At 63.4% G+C, this 17,809-nt stretch carries 18 protein-coding genes and 1 riboswitch; of the genes, 8 read left to right on the top strand and 10 right to left on the bottom strand.

Annotated features, from left to right (window positions below; translation table 11 throughout):
* The first annotated feature begins 224 nt into the window (after positions 1-224).
* From gdhA to IEV58_RS16800, 4 genes are all read left to right on the top strand, one after another.
* Positions 225-1,574 carry an NADP-specific glutamate dehydrogenase gene (gene gdhA / locus IEV58_RS16815; RefSeq protein ID WP_188410985.1) on the top strand — a complete coding sequence of 450 codons (1,350 nt, stop codon included), beginning with the start codon at positions 225-227 and terminating at the stop codon, positions 1,572-1,574.
* A 196-nt stretch (positions 1,575-1,770) separates the two neighbouring features.
* On the top strand, positions 1,771-1,938 hold the full coding sequence (locus tag IEV58_RS16810; RefSeq protein WP_188410984.1) for a hypothetical protein: 168 nt from the start codon (positions 1,771-1,773) through the stop codon (positions 1,936-1,938).
* A 163-nt stretch (positions 1,939-2,101) separates the two neighbouring features.
* Positions 2,102-2,190: riboswitch (glycine riboswitch) on the top strand.
* A gap of 350 nt (positions 2,191-2,540) precedes the next feature.
* The gene (locus tag IEV58_RS16805; protein ID WP_229729555.1) at positions 2,541-3,221 is read left to right on the top strand and encodes a L,D-transpeptidase; all 681 of its coding nucleotides are present in this window, start codon (positions 2,541-2,543) and stop codon (positions 3,219-3,221) included.
* Between the two features lie 239 nt (positions 3,222-3,460).
* Positions 3,461-4,333, top strand: a complete 873-nt coding sequence (locus tag IEV58_RS16800; protein WP_188410983.1) for an SDR family oxidoreductase — start codon at positions 3,461-3,463, stop codon at positions 4,331-4,333.
* Positions 4,334-4,383: 50 nt separating this feature from the next.
* Here IEV58_RS16800 and IEV58_RS16795 read toward each other — a convergent pair whose 3' ends face one another.
* The 3 genes from IEV58_RS16795 to IEV58_RS16785 form a co-directional block, all read right to left on the bottom strand.
* Entirely contained in the window at positions 4,384-4,737 is a 354-nt protein-coding gene (locus IEV58_RS16795) for a response regulator (RefSeq protein ID WP_188410982.1), read from the bottom strand.
* Complete coding sequence (locus tag IEV58_RS16790) at positions 4,727-7,150, bottom strand: PAS domain S-box protein (protein WP_188410981.1); 2,424 nt, start codon at positions 7,148-7,150, stop codon at positions 4,727-4,729. Before IEV58_RS16790 ends, IEV58_RS16795 begins: the two co-directional genes overlap by 11 nt.
* A gap of 129 nt (positions 7,151-7,279) precedes the next feature.
* On the bottom strand, positions 7,280-7,819 hold the full coding sequence (locus tag IEV58_RS16785; RefSeq protein WP_188410980.1) for a GNAT family N-acetyltransferase: 540 nt from the start codon (positions 7,817-7,819) through the stop codon (positions 7,280-7,282).
* Between the two features lie 19 nt (positions 7,820-7,838).
* On the opposite strand from IEV58_RS16785, the gene ku (IEV58_RS16780) reads away from it, so the two are divergent.
* On the top strand, positions 7,839-8,732 hold the full coding sequence (ku, locus tag IEV58_RS16780; protein WP_229729554.1) for a non-homologous end joining protein Ku: 894 nt from the start codon (positions 7,839-7,841) through the stop codon (positions 8,730-8,732).
* Positions 8,733-8,777: 45 nt separating this feature from the next.
* Here ku (IEV58_RS16780) and IEV58_RS16775 read toward each other — a convergent pair whose 3' ends face one another.
* Positions 8,778-9,059, bottom strand: coding sequence for a PepSY domain-containing protein (locus IEV58_RS16775; RefSeq protein WP_188410979.1), 282 nt, complete (start codon positions 9,057-9,059; stop codon positions 8,778-8,780).
* A 125-nt stretch (positions 9,060-9,184) separates the two neighbouring features.
* Here IEV58_RS16775 and IEV58_RS16770 point away from each other — a divergent pair, with 125 nt between their 5' ends.
* The 3 genes from IEV58_RS16770 to IEV58_RS16760 are packed head-to-tail and all read left to right on the top strand — an operon-like array spanning position 9,185 to position 11,530.
* Positions 9,185-9,496, top strand: a complete 312-nt coding sequence (locus IEV58_RS16770; RefSeq protein WP_188410978.1) for a PepSY domain-containing protein — start codon at positions 9,185-9,187, stop codon at positions 9,494-9,496.
* Between the two features lie 4 nt (positions 9,497-9,500).
* Positions 9,501-10,172, top strand: a complete 672-nt coding sequence (locus IEV58_RS16765) for a response regulator transcription factor (protein WP_188410977.1) — start codon at positions 9,501-9,503, stop codon at positions 10,170-10,172.
* A complete protein-coding gene (locus IEV58_RS16760; protein WP_188410976.1) occupies positions 10,169-11,530 on the top strand; it encodes a sensor histidine kinase in 1,362 nt (453 codons plus the stop codon). The genes IEV58_RS16765 and IEV58_RS16760 overlap by 4 nt, the downstream gene beginning before the upstream one ends.
* A 10-nt stretch (positions 11,531-11,540) precedes the next feature.
* On the opposite strand, the gene ligD is transcribed toward IEV58_RS16760, so the two are convergent.
* From ligD to IEV58_RS16730, 6 genes are all read right to left on the bottom strand, one after another.
* Positions 11,541-14,141, bottom strand: a complete 2,601-nt coding sequence (gene ligD / locus IEV58_RS16755; protein ID WP_188410975.1) for a DNA ligase D — start codon at positions 14,139-14,141, stop codon at positions 11,541-11,543.
* Positions 14,142-14,144: 3 nt separating this feature from the next.
* On the bottom strand, positions 14,145-15,005 hold the full coding sequence (gene ku / locus IEV58_RS16750) for a non-homologous end joining protein Ku (protein WP_188410974.1): 861 nt from the start codon (positions 15,003-15,005) through the stop codon (positions 14,145-14,147).
* Positions 15,006-15,133: 128 nt separating this feature from the next.
* Positions 15,134-15,370 (bottom strand): hypothetical protein, encoded by a 237-nt coding sequence (locus tag IEV58_RS16745; RefSeq protein ID WP_188410973.1) that lies wholly within the window; start codon positions 15,368-15,370, stop codon positions 15,134-15,136.
* A 145-nt stretch (positions 15,371-15,515) separates the two neighbouring features.
* On the bottom strand, positions 15,516-15,725 hold the full coding sequence (locus tag IEV58_RS16740) for a cold-shock protein (RefSeq protein ID WP_188410972.1): 210 nt from the start codon (positions 15,723-15,725) through the stop codon (positions 15,516-15,518).
* A 419-nt stretch (positions 15,726-16,144) separates the two neighbouring features.
* The gene (locus tag IEV58_RS16735; protein ID WP_188410971.1) at positions 16,145-16,597 is read right to left on the bottom strand and encodes a hypothetical protein; all 453 of its coding nucleotides are present in this window, start codon (positions 16,595-16,597) and stop codon (positions 16,145-16,147) included.
* A gap of 301 nt (positions 16,598-16,898) precedes the next feature.
* Positions 16,899-17,809 (bottom strand): hypothetical protein (locus IEV58_RS16730; protein WP_188410970.1); only part of this gene is annotated, 911 nt, incomplete at its 5' end.

Raw genomic sequence — 17,809 nt, 5'->3', positions numbered from 1 at the left:
CTCCGGAAAGGAAGGTGCGCGTCATCATGATGGCAGTGCACATAAGCCTGCCGGCGACGGCCGTCAACCGAGCCTTTCGGCCGATCTCGCCGCCCTTCCCCTTTCGACACCGGCCTTCCCTCTCCGGACTACCCCCTTCCGCCAACTTGCGTCGTCATCCATGGAATGCTTCAAGGACGCCGGGTTGCAAAACCCTCGTGTTGGAAGGTTATACGGAGATTGGATTGTTATCTGTAGACGAAAAGCTGCAGCCGATACTCAGCGAAGTCATCCGCCGCAATGCCGGTGAACAGGAATTCCATCAGGCTGTTCGCGAGGTCCTGGAAAGCCTCGGCCGGGTCATCGGCAAACGTCCCGCCTATGCGGACAATGCACTCATCGAGCGCATCTGCGAACCCGAACGCCAGATCATCTTCCGCGTGCCCTGGACCGACGACCAGGGAAACGTTCAGATCAACCGCGGTTTCCGGGTGCAGTTCAATTCGGCGCTGGGACCTTACAAGGGCGGCATCCGCTTTCATCCATCGGTCAACGTCGGCATCATCAAGTTCCTCGGTTTCGAGCAGACCTTCAAGAATGCGCTGACCGGCATGCCGCTCGGCGGCGGCAAGGGTGGATCGGACTTCAACCCGCGCGGCCGCTCCGATGGCGAGATCATGCGCTTTTGCCAATCCTTCATGTCCGAACTCTACCGCCACATCGGCGAGTACACTGACGTTCCGGCCGGCGATATCGGCGTTGGCAGCCGCGAGATCGGCTATCTCTTCGGCCAGTACAAGCGGCTGACCAACCGCTATGAGGCCGGTGTGCTCACCGGCAAGGCGCTGTTCTATGGCGGCTCGCGCGCACGCCGGGAAGCCACCGGATATGGCTCGACCTATTTTGTCCAGCGCATGCTGGAAACCAGGGGCCGCAGCTTCGACGGCAGCCGCGTGGTGGTATCCGGCTCCGGCAACGTCGCCATCTACACGATGGAGAAGGTCGCTCAGTTCGGCGGCAAGATCATGGCCTGCTCGGACTCCAACGGCTATGTGATCGACGAGAACGGCATCGACCTCGATCTCGTGAAGGAGATCAAGGAAGCGCAACGGGAGCGCATTTCCGAATATGCGCGCCGCAAAGGCACCGGCAGCCATTACATCGACGGCGGCTGCATCTGGGATGTTCCCTGCGATATCGCCATGCCATCAGCCACCCAGAACGAGCTGACCGGCCGCGACGCCAAGAAGCTCATCGAGAACGGCGTAATCGCGGTCGGCGAGGGAGCAAACATGCCCTCCACGCCCGACGCGGTGCGGCTGTTCCAGGAAGCGGGTGTTCTGTTCGCGCCCGGCAAGGCTGCCAATGCGGGCGGCGTTGCCACCTCCGCGCTGGAAATGCAGCAGAACGCCTCGCGTGACAGCTGGACCTTCGACCAGACCGAGAAGCGCCTGGCCCAGATCATGGAAAATATCCACGACACCTGCGCCGCCACCGCCGATGAATATGGCGCGCCTGGCGACTATGTCCTCGGCGCCAATATCGCCGGCTTCGTCCGGGTCGCCGAGGCAATGGATGCCCTGGGCGTGATCTGATTTGAAAAGCCTGACCAACAATCCGTGGCGGGGTGCGTGCAGCGCTCCGCCTCGGTCCTCGACGATTCTCAGGGATGCCGAGGAACGACCGACCCGTCGATGACGTTCCCTCGCCAGCGGGAGATTGAATCACCAACTCGCTTGCATTGAAGCGCCGAACATGGGGCGAAGGCGCAAAGACCTGGGAGCCGTAACAATGCCTGGAACCAAGGAAACCCGCGAAGAGCGGGAAAAGCGCGAGTTGGACGAGGAGCTAGACCGGCAGCTCGAACAGTCTTTTCCCGCGAGCGATCCCCCGAAGCTCACGCGAAACCCGCACCTCGACGAGAAAAAGCCGGATCGCGACAATGATGCCGGGCGCTAGATCGGCGCAGCGCGGCAACGCCTGCTTCTGCGACGATCGACGCTGGACTTACCATCCCTGAACTCGCGACGGGTTTAGTGTCAGAATTGCCACACTTCCGGGGCCCGACTAGCGGCGTAGGTGCACGATCACATTTTAGCCCCAGATGAGCACCCATGGTCTCCGGAGACGAGCGGGAGAGAGTCGGCGGTGCCGGCCGCCGAAGGAGCAACCGCCCCGGAAACTCTCAGGCACCCGGACCGCTCGCCTCAGTCAACACTCTGGAAAGTGGAGCATCCGCTCCCGCCGACGGTGTAAGTTCGCGCCCCGCACAAGGGTGCAACGAAACTCTCAGGCCAATGACAGAGGGGGTACGCATGTAGGTTTCATGCGCAAGCCTCTGGAGAGCCAAATGAATTTGAGTATCTGACCGCCGAGTTGGCGGCTTTTTTCCTCGCCACACGTCCCCCCTGCGATAGCGAGCTCGGCACTTCACCTCAGAGACTCTGCGGAGCGCTGCTGCGCGAGGGGCAATCCCAACACGCCGATCAACGCTGCCCGCTGGATGAACATTCCGGACGAGGCAGTGCGACCTCGGCTGAGTCCGACCAGTTGAGACATCGATGAAACTCACCGTAAATCCTGACCGCCGGGCCGTTCTGGCTTCCCTGGGCAGTCTTCTCACCCTGTCCATGGCAGGTTGCGCCGCTGTACCACCCCCGCCGCGGCGTCCTGATGAAGTGCCGCCCACGTCCATTCCTGATCACGCCCGGCTTATGTACAGGGCCATGCCGGAGGAGAGGTTTCCCATCCCTGCCGTGGACCTCACCAAGCTGGAGCCCCGGTTTTACCGGCAGGTGGTGGATTATCCGACGTCGGAGAAACCGGGCACAGTGATCGTCGATCCTGCGCAGCGCCATCTCTACCATGTTCAGGACGGCGGAACCGCCATGCGATACGGTGTCGGCATCGGCAAGGCGGGCTTCGAGTGGTCCGGACGCGCCCACATCGCTTATGGCCGCGAATGGCCTGTCTGGACTCCACCGGAGTCCATGATAGCCCGGCAACCGGAGCTCGCGAGATGGAGACAGGGACAGCCACCCGGGATCGACAACGCCTTGGGCGCACGGGCCTTCTACGTCCATGAAGGAAACCGCGACACGCTTTATCGCCTGCACGGAACGAGCCATCCGGAGACGATCGGCAAGGCCGTTTCATCGGGCTGCGTGAGATTGCTCAATCAGGACATCGTCGACCTCTACCAGCGGGTCCGTTTCGGCTCGCCGTTGGTTGTTCTGGCTTGAACATCACACAATAGGCGAGGCGCGGCCCTGCTGCGTCTCGTCAGATTTTGGGCGCAAGCGCTGCTGACGCAGATGCTGTCGGCAGCGCCGGCACATACACGCCGGCGCCCGGATCCTCATTCGTCTCACCGATGGAACTGATGGATGGGCTTCTAGTTGCTCTGTGCATGACCACCGACCATTCGGCTCCGGCCTGCCGCGCGCAGAGCCACGACCCGGTTTTCAGCTCGGAGAGACCCATGCTTCAAGATCCACGCAAGAAATATCCGCAACCGCCGCAGACGCCGCAGCAGCAGCCCATGCCGGGTGACACCGATGCCATGATGCCCAAGCCAGATCATGGCGAGGAGAGCTATGAAGGCAGCGGTCGCCTCGAGGGCCGCGCCGCCGTCATCACCGGCGGCGACAGCGGCATCGGTCGGGCCGTCGCCATCGCCTTCGCGCGTGAAGGTGCCGACGTGCTGATTTCCTATCTCGACGAGCACGACGATGCCGATGAAACCGCGCGCTGGGTCAAGGAAGCCGGCCGCAAGGCCGTGGTGGTACCGGGCGACATTCAGGATGAGGCCCACTGCCGCGACATCATCGACCGGGCCGTGAAGGAACTGGGTCACATCGATATCCTCGTCAACAATGCCGCCCATCAGGCGAGCTTTGAGAGCATCGAGGACATCACGGCGGAGGAGTGGGACAAGACCTTCCGCACCAACATCCATTCGATGTTCTATCTGTCCCAGGCAGCGCTCAAGCACATGCCGCCCGGCAGCACCATCATCAACACGGCCTCGATCAATGCCGATGATCCATCGCCCTCGCTGCTGGCCTATGCCACCACCAAAGGCGCCATCGCCAATTTCACCGCAGGGCTGGCGCAGCTGGTGGCCGAGAAGGGCGTAAGGGTGAACGCCGTGGCGCCGGGCCCGATCTGGACCCCGCTCATTCCGTCCACCATGCCGGAAGAAGCTGTGAAGAACTTCGGCAAGAACACCCCGCTCGGCCGCGCCGGACAGCCGGCAGAACTCGCCCCCGCCTATGTGATGCTCGCTTCCGAGGAAAGCAGCTACGTCACCGGCGCCATCGTGCCCGTCACGGGGGGCCGGCCCATGCTGTAGCCATAGCGCCTGATACTCGCGGCGGGCCCGCGAGTATCAGGCCATGGACATCAGGCAAACAGCGCGCGCGTCAGCTCGTTGAAGTTCAGCGGCTTATCCCCGCGGAACACATCGGCATAGGCTGAGGGAATGGCCTCGGGCTCATATCCGGTGAAGAAGACGAAGGGGATCCCGCGCGCCCTCAATTCATCGGCCACCGGATAGGCCATGTCGCGGCCGAGCCTGATATCCACGATGGCGCGGTCGACGGCATGGACCGCCAGAAGCGAAAGAGCCGCATCCACCGTCGCCGCGGGGCCCACAACCTCGGCTCCCGCCCCCTCCAAATGCTGCTGCAACTCGCACGCCAGGATATATTCATCCTCGACCACAAGAACCCGGCTACGTCTTAACTCACGCGTCATGCCGGGCGATCCGGGGGTTCAGGGGAAGCACGATGGAGCAAAAGATACCGTCCTCGTCGAAGCGCAGGCGCGTTTCGGCCCGAAGCTGATAGGGCAGCGCCTTCCCGATGATCTCGTGGCCGTAGCCTTCCCGCTTCTCCTGCGGGATGGCGACGCCGGTTTCCTTCCAGACCAGGATCAAACGGGCGCCATTTCCGTCCTGTTCCACACGCCAGCGGATATCGACGCCGCCGCTTTCATGGGCAAGTGCTCCGTGGCGCAGCGCGTTGCTTGCCAATTCATTCAGCGCCAGGGCCAGCGCCTGCACGCCGGTGGCCGGCAAGACCACACCCGGGGGGCCCTCGCGACGAACACGCTGTCCCAACGGTTCGTCGAGAGCTCCGACGGCCTCAAGCTCTCCGTCGAGAACCTGATCGAAGGTGACGTCCCCACCACGGTCAACGTGGGCAAGCAGGTTGTTGGCTCGCGAGAGCACCCCCAGCCGGTCCCTGAATCGCTGCCCGAACTCTTCCAGTGATGAGACATTTTCCAGGGTCTTGTCCGACAGCGAGCCGACGAGACCCATGAGGTTGCGCGTCCGGTGCTGAAGTTCCATGACAAGCGCCTGCAGCCGATCGTTGGTCTCATGGGTGTCGGTGATGTCGTGACCGATCCCGCCGACGCTTTGCAACCGCCCCTCGTCGTCGAGCAGCGGGAAATCGGTGTCGCGGAGCCAGCGAATCTCTCCGTTTGAGGGCCGGCGGATCCGGTATTCGAACGTGACGCTTTCACCCGCCACCACGCGTCGCACATTGCTGATGGCCCTGTCGCGATCCTCGGGCAGGATCAGATCCTGCCAGAGCTGGAAGTTGTCGCCCTTGAGCGCCTCTTCCCGCGTCAGGCCATAGATCGTCTCGAACGCGGGTGTCAGATAGATCCACTGCAGGCTCTTGGCGTCTCGGATCCACAACACATTGGATGAGGCGTTGCCGAATTGCTGGAAGCGTTCCTCGCTCTTGCGAAGGCGCGCCTCCGCCGCGCGGTGTTCATGAATATCGACCGAGGCACCGAACCACTGCGAGATCACTCCGGTGACCGGATCGCGATAGGGCTGCGCGCGCACCAGGAACCAGCGATAGGTCCCGTCCGCGCCGCGAAGGCGATGTTCGGTGCGATAGATGCCGCCGGTCCAGCGCGCCACGTCGAACGCTGACCTCGTCGCCTCGATGTCATCGGGATGGATGTAGCTGCTGAAGACCTCGGGTGTCGCGGTCTGATCCGGCGAGCTGCCGGTGTAATCGAACCATTGCTGGTTGAAGAACTGCACCTTGCCCTGAAAGTCGGTGACCCAGACGATCTGGGGCACCGCATCCGCCATCAGCCGGAAGCGCTCCTCGCTATTCCTGAGGGCGGCCTCGGCACGGGCTACCTCCAACGCTGCCCAGGTGCGCTCCGCGGTGTCCTCGACCAGCGCGATTTCTGCCGCCGTCCAGTGGCGGGGCCCCGAGCCATGGACGCTCAGCATTGCCACCAGCTGCCCTTCCTTCACCAGCGGCACCAGCACAAAGGCCCGGATCAGGAGGTATTCATAGGCCGTGCGCTCCACGTCATTGAACATGGGCTCGACGCGGATATCGTCCACCACCACCGTCTCGCCGGCCCGGAAGCGGACAAGCAGCTGCTGCCCGAAATCACTGAGCCCGTGGCGGCCGGCGATGCTCGGCACCTGCGGTATGTGATAATCGCGCTCGACGATGAAATCGCTGTCACCGGGCAGCATCTCCGCATAGCAGGCCCGCGACGCGCCGAGATGCTCGCCCAGGATACGGGTGGCGGTCTCCTGCACGGCGGCGGAACTGTTCAGGGGCCGCAAGGCGTCGCTGAGCTTCAGCAGGAAAGCGTGGCGCTCTTCGCTGTCGCGCAGCGCCATCTCGATGCTGTTGCGCTGGCGTTCGGCGTCCACACGGGCTGTGGTATCGACCGAGATTGCCCACATGGCGATGATCTCGCCTTTCCCATCACGCAAAGGACTGACGTAGTGGGTGAACCAGGAGTGGCGCTCATTGTCGCCCTTCCCAAGGCGATAGGGCTGGTCCTCGATCATCACGGTTTCGCCCCGCCAGACCCGCTCCACCACGCTCGCCCAATCGGCCCTGAGATCGATCCTCATGCCGGCGATGGGCTGACCGAACGCCTTGGGGTGGCGATCCCCCATCAGTTCCCGCGCTGCGTCATTGTAGAAGACGATGGCATCCCGCCCCCACAGCAGCGTGCAGGGAAGTGCGGTGGCGAGCATGCCGTCAAGCGTGCTTTTCAGATGTGACGGCCAATTTTCGCTGGGGCCGAGCTTGGTTGCGCTCCAGTCCCGCGCACGGGTCAGGGCGCCCATTTCGCCGCCGCCTGATGGCCAGACATTTTGCTGCAACAGGTTCATGAGCAACTCCGGCCGCCACCGCACCCATGGCTTTACGGAATCCACATATGTTCCGGGTGCTCCGCGGCAATAAGAAGCTGACCGGAAGATGACTATTTTATGGAATGGCTTTGACGGGAAGCCCTGGCCTCACGCCGCCGGCAGCACGCCCGGGAGGAAATAGTACCAGAAGAGCGCGGTCTCGCGGCGGCTCTCTCCGAGCGCCGCATAAAGATGGCGATCAGAACCGCCGAGCATAAAGCCATACGCCTGGTAGAACATGCAGGCCGGAACATTGTTGCTCTGGGTTTCCAGCCGGATACCCGCCAGCCCTTCGTCCCTTGCCCAGCGCCTGGCCTCATCCATCAGAAGCCGCCCGAGCTCGGAGCGGCGGCTGTCGCGGTCCACCACGATGTCCTCGACCACAGCGAAGCCGTTCCAGCCTCGCGATACCCGAAGATATCCGCAGGTGCGGCCTCCACCGCCCTCGGCAACCGCGAGCAGCTTGTCGCCGTCCTGCTCCTGATCCTCAGGATCGGGCGTATAGATCTTCCGATAGGGCGATACCGGTTCGATCCGCTGAAGCCGTGGCCCGTCGAAGGGTGGCATCGCTTCGTAGATCACATCAAAAGAGGCGTCGATGTCGGCGATTTCCTCCGCCGTGACGCGGCCGACACGTTTGATTCTCATAAGTGTAGTCTAGCACAGCATGGGAACAATCAAAGATGTCGGACGTTCGGGAGAAGCAATCATTCGTGATGGGGCATCCGTGGCGCCGCGCACCTTCTGGAAGGGTTATCTGAAGCTTTCGCTGGTGACCTGCCGCGTGGCCATGACCCCGGCCACCACCGAGAACGAGCGGGTGCGCTTCCACACCCTCAACCGCAAGACCGGGAACAGGGTCGTCAGCCGCTACGTCGACAGCGTCAGCGGTAAGCCCGTGGACGAGGATGACGAGGTCAAGGGCTACGAGCGCGGTGAAGGCGATTATATCCTGATCGAGGATGAGGAGCTGGAAGCGGTGGCTTTGGAGAGCACCCGCACCATCGACATCGACATTTTCACCCCGCGCGATTCCATCGGCTGGGTCTGGTATGATCGCCCCCATTACCTCGTCCCCGACGACCCGGTGGGGGAAGAGGCCTTTTCCGTGATCCGCGACGCCATGGCCGCGACCGATATGGTGGGCATCGCGCGGCTTGTCATGTACCGCCGTGAGCGCGCGGTCATGCTGGAGCCCCGGGACAAGGGCATCGTGGTCTGGACCCTGCGTTATGGTGACGAGGTCCGTGATCCCGCGCTCTATTTCGGTGGGATCGGGGAGGCCAAACCCGATTCCAAGCTCATGCCCATGATCAAGAAGCTCATCGACGAGCGGACGAAGCACTGGACGCCCGAAATGGTGGACGACCCGGTGCAGGGCCGGCTCCTGGAGATCATCGCCGACCGCAAGAAGGGCCGCAAGCGCCCGGTGAAAAAGGCGCCCGCGGAGGCCGAAGCCCAACCCAGCAACGTCATCAACATCATGGACGCGCTGAAGAAGAGCCTGGCATCGGACCCCAAGGGAAAGTCCGGAGGCAAGGCCGGCGGCAAGGGCCGCTAGGTCCCTTCGCTCTCCCCTACGGGGAGAGCGAAGGAGGGTTTCCCGTCAATCATCGAAATCCTGATAGATCATCTCGGCGGTCGCCGGGTGATAGTGCACCTCGACCCGGCGCCGGTCGCGGTCATAGGCCTTCACCTCCCAGCAGCCGTCGTCGCTTTCCACGCCCAGCACCTCATAGCCACCCGCGCTGGCGCGATTGGCGATTTCCGCAACGCTCAGCCATTCGCCGCGGGGCACGGAGGCGCAGCGACGGTCGTCGTCGTCATCGGCAAGAGCGGGAGCGGACAGACCTCCCAGGACGAGAAGAGTGGCGGCGGTGAGTTTCATGGCAGACATCATCATTATCTCCTTTGGCTCGTGACGTGGTGGAGCCATTTGTGCCGGAGCCGCCATGACGGATCGCTGAGCCCCGCTGTCAGCCTTCTGTCATCTTGCCCATGCCAGGGTGACGGATGCTCCCGCGCAGGCTCGCCCTCCTCTCGCTCGTCTTTTTCGGTTTTTGTCTCGGCGCCGCCCAGGCCGATGACGATGCCGATCGCGCGCGTGCCGGGATCGAGGCAGGCCGTCTCATGCCGCTCGCGCGCATCCTCGATCGTGTCCGGGCGCGCTATCCGGGCGAGGTGCTGGAGGTTGAGCTTGACAGCGATGACGATGCACCGGAGTACGAGATCCGCCTCCTGCGTCCCAACGGGAGGATCGTTGAACTCGGCGTCGACGGCCGCACCGGGCGCATTCTCGATGTCGACGAAGAGGATGAGGACTGATCCGTTGCGCATCCTGCTTGTGGAGGACGATGCCCGCATTTCGCGCGATGTGGCCGCCGCGCTGGATGCCGCCGGTTATCTGGTGGATGCCGAGGCCAATGGCGAGGAGGCCTGGTTTCGCGGCGACACCGAAGATTATGCCGCGGCGGTCCTTGATCTTGGGCTTCCCGGCATGGACGGCATGTCGGTGCTGAAGCGCTGGCGGGCGAGCGGGCGCGCCTTTCCCGTGCTGGTCCTCACCGCGCGCGGCACCTGGGCCGAGCGCGTGGAGGGCATCGACGCCGGGGCCGATGATTATCTGCCGAAGCCCTTCGCCATGGAGGAGTTGCTGGCGCGGCTGCGCGCCGTCATCCGCCGCAACAACGGCCATGCCGCGCCCGCGCTCCAGATCGGCGAGATCATGCTCGACCCGCGCCAGATGCGCGTGACCGTGAAGGGTGCCGCCGTGGCGCTCTCACCGCAGGAATATCGGCTGGTCGCCTATCTCATGCACCATTCCGGCCGCGTGGTGCCGCAGCAGGAACTGGCCGAGCAGCTCCAGGCTGAACATTACGAGCGTGAATCCAATGCCGTCGAGGTTCTGGTCGGCCGCGTCCGCCGCAAGCTCGGGGCCGGCAGCATCGAGACCCGGCGCGGCTTCGGCTACATCATGTCCGCGCCCGACAGTGCGTCATGAAGGTGCTGTCGCGCTCGATCCGCCTGCGCCTTCTCATCTTCGCCACCCTGGGAACGCTCCTTGCCATCGGTCTGGCCGGCGCGGGCCTGATCGATCTCTTCGGCCGCCACGTCGAGCGCCGGCTGGGGCAGGAGCTCGACACCCATATCGCCCAGCTTGCCGGCGCGCTGCGGATCGATGCCGCGGGTGCCCCCACTCTCGCCCGTGAACCTTCAGATTCACGCTTCCAGCGCCCGCTCTCCGGCCTCTACTGGCAGATCACCGATGTGACGGGAGGCAAGATGCTGCGCTCCCGCTCGCTGTGGGACGGCACCCTCCCCGCCCCCACGGCCACCGCCGCGCCGGGCGTCATTGCAAGCTATCGCGGCGCAACGCCGGAGGGCGCAGAGGCCCTAATCCATGCCCGCACCGTCGTACTGGCCGGGCCTGGAGGCGAGCGCTCCTTCCGCATCGCCGCCGCCATCGACAGGGCCGAGCTTGCCGCGCTCCGCGAGGGTTTCGCACGCGATCTCATACCTGGCATTCTCCTCCTCGCCGCTCTCATCCTCATCGCAGCCTGGGTGCAGGTGGGTCTGGGCCTGAAGCCGCTCGCGCGCGTGCGCGAAGCTCTGGCCGCAGTGCGCGCGGGCCGGGAAAAGCATCTTGCGGTGGAGGTGCCGAGCGAGATTGCCCCATTGGTCGCCGAGGTGAACACGCTTCTGGAAGCTCAGGAAGCCGAGATGATCCGCGCCCGCGACCGCGCGGCGGATCTTGCCCATGGGCTGCGCACGCCGCTGACGGCGCTTGCCAGCGATGTCGCCCGCCTGCGAGCGAAGGGTGAACAGGAGATCGCCGCCGACATCGAGGCGGTGGCCGTGCAGATGCGCCGGACGGTGGAGCGGGAGCTCGCCCGTGCGCGCCTTCGTCATCAGCCAGACCCACTGGTCACGGTGCCTCTTGCCTCAGCGGTGGATGCGGTCTCGCGCACCCTCGCCCGCACGCCGCGCGGCGAGCACATCGCCATCGAGATGAGCGTGGCGCCCGATATGGTCTGGCCCATGCGTGCCGAAGACCTCGCCGAGATCCTGGGCAATCTCATGGAGAACGCCCTCCGCGCGGCCCGCACCAGGGTTCAGGTCAGCGCGGAGCGTGAGGCCCGCGGCATGACGCTGCGGATCGAGGACGACGGGCCGGGAGTGGATGACGCCCGTCTCGCGGCGCTCGCCGGCCGGGGCCGCCGCTTCGATGAGACAGGCAGCGCCGGGCTTGGTCTTGCCATCGTCAGCGACATCGCCGGGGCCTATGGTGCGCAGCTTTGCTTTGACCGCTCCAGTCTAGGCGGCCTGAAGGTGGAGCTGACCGTCGCGAGCGGCGGATAGACTAGGCGCTTTACTTGGCCTTCCACACCGCCGCCGCCTTGCGGAAGCCGTCCCAGGGATCCGCGCTCAGTGCCGAGAGCCGGGTCGGCATGTTCTCCACCGTGAAATAGGCCGGACCGATGCCGGGCGAGAGTTCGTCCCAGGCGAGCGGAGCGGAGACCGCCGCGCCGGGGCGCGCCCGGGTGGAATAGGCCGCCACCGCCGTCGCGCCGCGCTGGTTCCTGAGATAATCCACCAGGATCTTGCCCTTGCGCTTCGACTTGGTGATGGTCGCCACATAGCGGTCGGGACCATCGAATGCCATGGCCTCGGCGATCGCCTTGGTGAAGGCCTTCACCTCCGGCCACTCCGCCTTCGGCTTCAGCGGCGCGACCACATGGAGGCCCTTGCCGCCGGAGGTTTTCACGAACGCCGTCAGCCCGGCATCCTCCAGGCGCGCCCGCACCTCGTGGGCGGCCTCGATCACCGCCTCCCAGCTGACACCGTCGCCGGGATCGAGATCCATGATGATGGTGTCCGGCTTCTCCCAATTGGCCACGGTGGAGCCCCAGGGGTGGATTTCGAGGGTGGCCGACTGCACGAGCCCCATCAGCCCATCGAGATCATTGATGCTGACGAGCGGTGCATCGTCCTTGTCCTTGGGATCCTTCACCAGGACGATGTTGGGGTTCAGCCCCTTCCAGGCATGCTTCTGGAAGAACTTCTCGCCGTCGATCCCGCTCGGGCAGCGCAGCAGGGCCAGCGCCCGGCCGACGATATAGGGTGCGATGTGCCGCCACACCTCGGCGTAATAGTCCGCGAGCCCCTCCTTGGTGACGCCCTCCTCCGGCCAATAGATCCGGTCGGGATGCGTCAGCTTCACCGTGCGCCGCGGCGGCTTGGGCGCGGCGGACGCCGCGCTGCTTTTCGCCAGTTCGCGGCGGATCTCCTTGGGGTCCTTGTCCTCGCGCAACCCGCGAAAGGCCGCATGGCGCAGATGGCCGTCGCCGGTCCAGGCCCGAAATTCAACCTCCGCCACCAGGTCCGGACGCACATAGCGCGCCTGGCGCCGCTCCTCCGCCGTCAGCTTGGCGGCAAAGGGGCTCTGGTCGATCCGCATGCGCTCTAGACGCCGGAAGAGGTCCTCGGCCACCACGGCGGAATAGCCGGTGCCGACGCGGCCGACGTGGATGAGATTTCCGTCATCGTCGTAAACCCCCATGATCAGGGAGCCGATGGCCTTGCGCGAGGTTGTGGAGGGCACATAGCCCGCCACCACGAACTCCTGGCGGAGCGAACATTTCGATTTGATCCAGGACCGGCCACGCCCCGCGCGATAGGGCCCCTCGGCAAGCTTGGAAACGACGCCCTCCAGGCTGAGACGGCAGGCGTGGTTCAGCACCAGATCGCCGTTCTCATCGAAATGGCTGGAATAGCGCAGCAGGCGAGACTCGCCGCCGATGAGCTGCTCCAACAGGCGCTTGCGCTCCACCAGCGGAACGCGCGTCAGATCATAGCCGTCGAGGTAAAGCAGATCGAACAGGTAGAAGACGAAACGATCGAACCGCCCTTCGGACAGATCGGCCTGCAGCGCGGAGAAATCGGACGCTCCATTGCTGTTCTCCACCACCAGTTCGCCATCGAGCAGCGCCGTGCCGGCGGGCAGCGCCTTCAAGGCCTCCACCACGTCCTTTCCGAACTTCTTGGTCCAGTCGAGGCCGCTGCGGGTCAGCAGCTTGAGCCGTCCTGCCTCGATACGAGCCTGCAGGCGATAGCCGTCGAACTTGATCTCGTGGATCCATTCGGCGCCGGAAGGCGGCGCGGAGACGAGCTTGGCCAGCATGGGCTCCAGAAAGTCGGGCAACGGGCCCTTCTTCGCGCCCTTCAGCGCGGAAGGATCGAGCTCCACCGTCTCGACCGCTTGCCCCGAAGCACGGGCGGCGGCCCCAGTCTTGGTGGACGATTTCGGTTTGGCTTTGGCCTTGGCCGTCATCTTCGCCGGAACAGGCCCGTTCTCATCGCCCGTCTCGGGCCGCAACCGCCCCTTCTTCGACGACCAGCCGGGCTCTTCGCCCGCGACCTCGTCGATGGTGCGGCCGGTCTTCACCGATTCCGGGCGTTCTTCCAGGATGTCGCCCTCCCCCTCCTCACGGGCGAATTCGTCATCGCCTTTGATGAGCAGCCAGTTCTCGCGCTTCTCGCGCGGCTTGCCGGCGAGGCGGATGAGGTGCCAGCGTCCACGGAGCTTCTCGCCTTCCAGCTCGAATTCCAGATGCCCCTTGGCGTAACCCTTGTGCGGGTCATGGATCGGCTTCCAGATGCCGCGATCCCACACGATCACGGTGCCGCCGCCATATTCGCCCTTGGGAATGGTGCCCTCGAAGGTGCCGTAATCCAGCGGATGGTCCTCCACATGAACGGCGAGCCGCTTGTCACCGGGCATCAGGCTCGGGCCCCGCGTCACCGCCCAGCTTTTCAGGACGCCATCCATCTCCAGCCGGAAATCGTAATGCAGCCGCCGCGCGTCGTGCTTCTGGATAACGAAGCTGTTGCCGGCCTTCCGGGCGACGCGACCCTTCGGTTCACGCGTGGCCTTGAAATCGCGTTTGGCGTTATAGGCCTCCAGCGCCATGGATCAGCTCGCCTTCCGCCGCGGCTCTTGCGCTCTGGACCTGCTGCGGGCGGCTGCCGCGCGTTTCTTCGGCGCCTGCTTCTTCGCCTCTTTCACGCCGGCACTGGCCCGGAGCGCCTCCATGAGATCCACCACCTTCTCGCGCTTCGGCTCCTTGCGCGGCGTGATCTTGCGGCCCTCGGCCTTGGCCTTGATCAACTCGGCCAACGCCGCCTCGTAGCGATCGTCGAATTCAGCCGGATCGAACTCACCCTTCTTGGTGTCGATGATGTGCTTGGCAAGGTCCAGCATCTCGCCCGCGATCTTGAAATCGGTGATGTCGCTGAAAACCTCTTTGGCCGAACGCACCTCGTAATCGAAGGAAAGCGTGTTGGCGATGAGGCCCTCACCATGAGGCCGGATCAGCAGCGTACGAACCCGGCGGAACAGAACCGTCTGCGCCAGCGCGGCAACTTTCTTGGCGCGCATGCCTTCACGGATGAGCACGAATGCCTCCTCGGCATGAGGAGCGGACGGCGCCAGATAGTAGGGTTTGTCGAAAAAGACATCATCGACTTCGGGGCAGGCGATGAAGGTATCGACCGCAAGCGTCTTATCGCTCTCCGGCACGGCGGCGGCCACTTCATCGCCTTCCAGCATGATGTAGTCGTCGGCTCCGAGCTCGTAGCCCTTGACCTGGTCCTCCCGCTCCACGGGTTTGCCGGTCGCGGAATCCACGAACTGCCGGTGCACGCGATGACCGGTGGCGCGGTTGATGGTGTGGAAGGCGACACGATCGGAGGTCGAGGCAGCGGTATAGAGGGCCACGGGGCAGGAAAGCTCCGCAACCTTCAAGACGCCCTTCCAGTTGGCTCGCGGTGCCATCACCTCTCCCGAAACGCACGCTGAGGAGAGGACGAAACGCGTGATGGGCCGGTGGCGTTCCCCGCCGTTGGCAAGTCGTTCAGGCGAGAGGCGCCATATGGTTCAGGGAGAAAAAACAGGAAGGCGTTTCAGCCCGCCACGGTCTTCCGCTTCCTTGCGGCAGCTTTGGCCTTTTTGGGAGCCGGAGCAGGCGCGGGATTGGCCGCCTCTGCCTGCAGGCGCAGCTCACGCAGCTTCTCGGTCTTCTTCGCGCGGGCCTTGGCCTCCGCTGCGATGATCGCCTTGGCCGTGTCGTCGGTGATGGCCGCACGATCACGAGGCGGGATCTTGGCGGCATCGAAGAATTTGTCCTTGGTAGCGGCCATCGGCTGCTCCTCTTTCAGGTAAGGCTCGGGCACGGCCGATCGAGCGGCAAGTCCGCCTTAAGAAACAAAAAAGGCCGGGCTGATCCCGACCTTTTCCAAGCCATTCGCTGCCAGTACATCCGTGGTCAGCGTAGGCAAATGCAAATCAGACGGCCTGGAGATTTCCAGCCGAGGTCTTTCCAGACCTCTTGTCCTGCACCAGCTCATACTGCAGCTTCTGGCCTTCGTTGAGGCCGTACATGCCGGCCTTTTCGACTGCCGAGATGTGAACGAACACATCGCCGCCACCCTGGTCGGGTTGAATGAAGCCGAAGCCCTTGGTGCTATTGAACCACTTCACGGTTCCTGTATTCATGACGATTTTCCTTCAAATCGCGTAGTGATGTCGCCGAACGTCCATCATCCGGCCAATCGATGTTGAAAGGGAAATCGGAACGAGCGAGGCGCTCAACCAAAGGTCACAAGCAATAATCGATGGCCTTAATATAATCTCATCCGGACATTTAGCAAGGGCAATAAAATATCAGCTCATCGCGCGGGCGCAATCCCTCTTCCGGGATGATCTTAATATTTCGATTTTCTTATATCACGCCGCGATCGCATAGCCTAGGAAAAGCAGCTGCAAACCGTTCGGTTGAAAGCCATTTTCCCGTTCGCGTGGGTGCCCCGCTCCGGCCCTGGCTGGAGAGTGAGGCCGACCGGCCCGTCGCGCCCTCGAAGCACGGCGGCCGTGGAAGCGCCTCCTCCCACTTTCACGCATCAAGGCATTACCGCTCAAGCGCTTGTCAGAGACTGTGGCGGGCGCGAATTCTCCTCCACGAGAGCGTCCAACACCTGCCAATTCTGGTCAAGGCCGATGTTCCAGAAGTTCTGGGGGAGTTCGATCCCGCGGCCATCCAGCAGCTGCTCCACGCTCTCCCGCGTCGCATGGGCATAATCTTCCAGCCCCAGAAGCTGCGCCACGAGCTGGGGTGTGGTCGCGCCCATGGGATCATTGATGCCGAATTCGGCTAGTTCCGCCTCGATGGCGGATGTCAGCGCGGGATCGTTATCGGCGCGCCCGAGCTCGCGCAGGAGTTCAAGAACGCGATTGGCCTGCACCACGTCGTAGGGCCACTGCGCGCCGTAGGAAGGGCCTCCGGCGAGGGCCTGGGGGTCAAAGGTCTGATCGGGACCGTTGAGGTCCGGCAGGACGTAAGGTTGATTGACGACATCGGTGAAGGACATCGACTGCTCCTTTTTCTATGGTCGAAGTTCCGCGGCACAGCCGCTGTCATCAGACCAATGGAAAGGAGAAGAGAGAGTTCCGTTTCAGGTAAAACCTGCGGCCCATTACCACGAATATGGGCGTCACCATCATAGATGACCGCCGTTCCAGCGCTCTTCGGAAGCGTGAAGCTCAGGCATTGACATGCAAAACCCGCCGACGCGGCGGGTTTCACGAACTCATCACCGATGCGGGAAATCCCGTGGCAAAAAAATGGCCCCGTTCCGGTGGAGCGGGGCCATCGCAGCAGTCTAATGCTATTTATTCAGTATCGCCGGCTGCTTCGGCAATGATAGGCAGCTGTTCCGCGAAGGGTTTCGAGAAGAAGTCGGCGGGCAGATCCTTGCCAGTCTTCTCCTTGTAGAACTCGCTGATGCTCCCTCGCGTGATGCGTTCTTGCTCGCCCATACCCATCAGGAGGGCGATCATTTTGTCCTCTCCCGGAACTCCATCCGGCAGCAAATCGGTCGTCCTGAAGAGATTGCCCGGATCAGTAATGCCGTATTTAGCCAGACCCGTCTCAATCTCCTCGATCCGATCCTTTTGCTGATCGGTCCTGCTCGCCTCCGGCACACTGATCAGTTCGTGATACTCTTCCAGCAAGTCGATAACCGTGCTGGCCTCACTGGCCTCCCAGCCGGAACTCTCGGTTTCGGATGGCTTGCCGACCGCCTCCGCAATGATAGGCAGTTGCTCCGCGAAGGGCTTCGTGAAGAAGTCGGCGGGCAGATCCTTGCCCGTCTTCTCCTTGTAATAGGCAGAGATGCTCTCCTGCGTCGCACCTTCCGTCTCGGTCATGCCCATAAGCTGCGCGATGTACGGTAGATCTCCTGGGACGCCGGCGCCATTACCCGCACCGAAAAGGAAATCAAACGAGGTGAGACCGTACTTCTCTTTCAGCTCGGTACTCACTTCCTGGAGCCGCGTCTTTTGCTCCTCCGTCCTTTCTTCGGCCGGCACGCGGCGCAGCTCATCATACTCTTGAAGCAGCGCGACGACCTTCGGGGCTTCGTCAGGACCCCAGTTGGTGCTGTCCGTCCCGGATGACTTGCTGGCCGCCTCTTCAATGAACGTCAGCTGGTCTTTGAAAGGCTTCGTGAAGAAGTCATCGGGCAGATCCTTGCCCGTCTTCTCCTTGTAATGGGCCTTGATGCTGTCCTCGGTCGCGCCTT

The sequence above is a fragment of the Agaricicola taiwanensis genome, assembly GCF_014635245.1.
Lineage (GTDB): Bacteria > Pseudomonadota > Alphaproteobacteria > Rhizobiales > Methylopilaceae > Agaricicola > Agaricicola taiwanensis.
The sequence above is the reverse complement of the archived record's forward strand: the minus strand, read 5'-3'. Positions and strand labels throughout refer to the sequence as shown.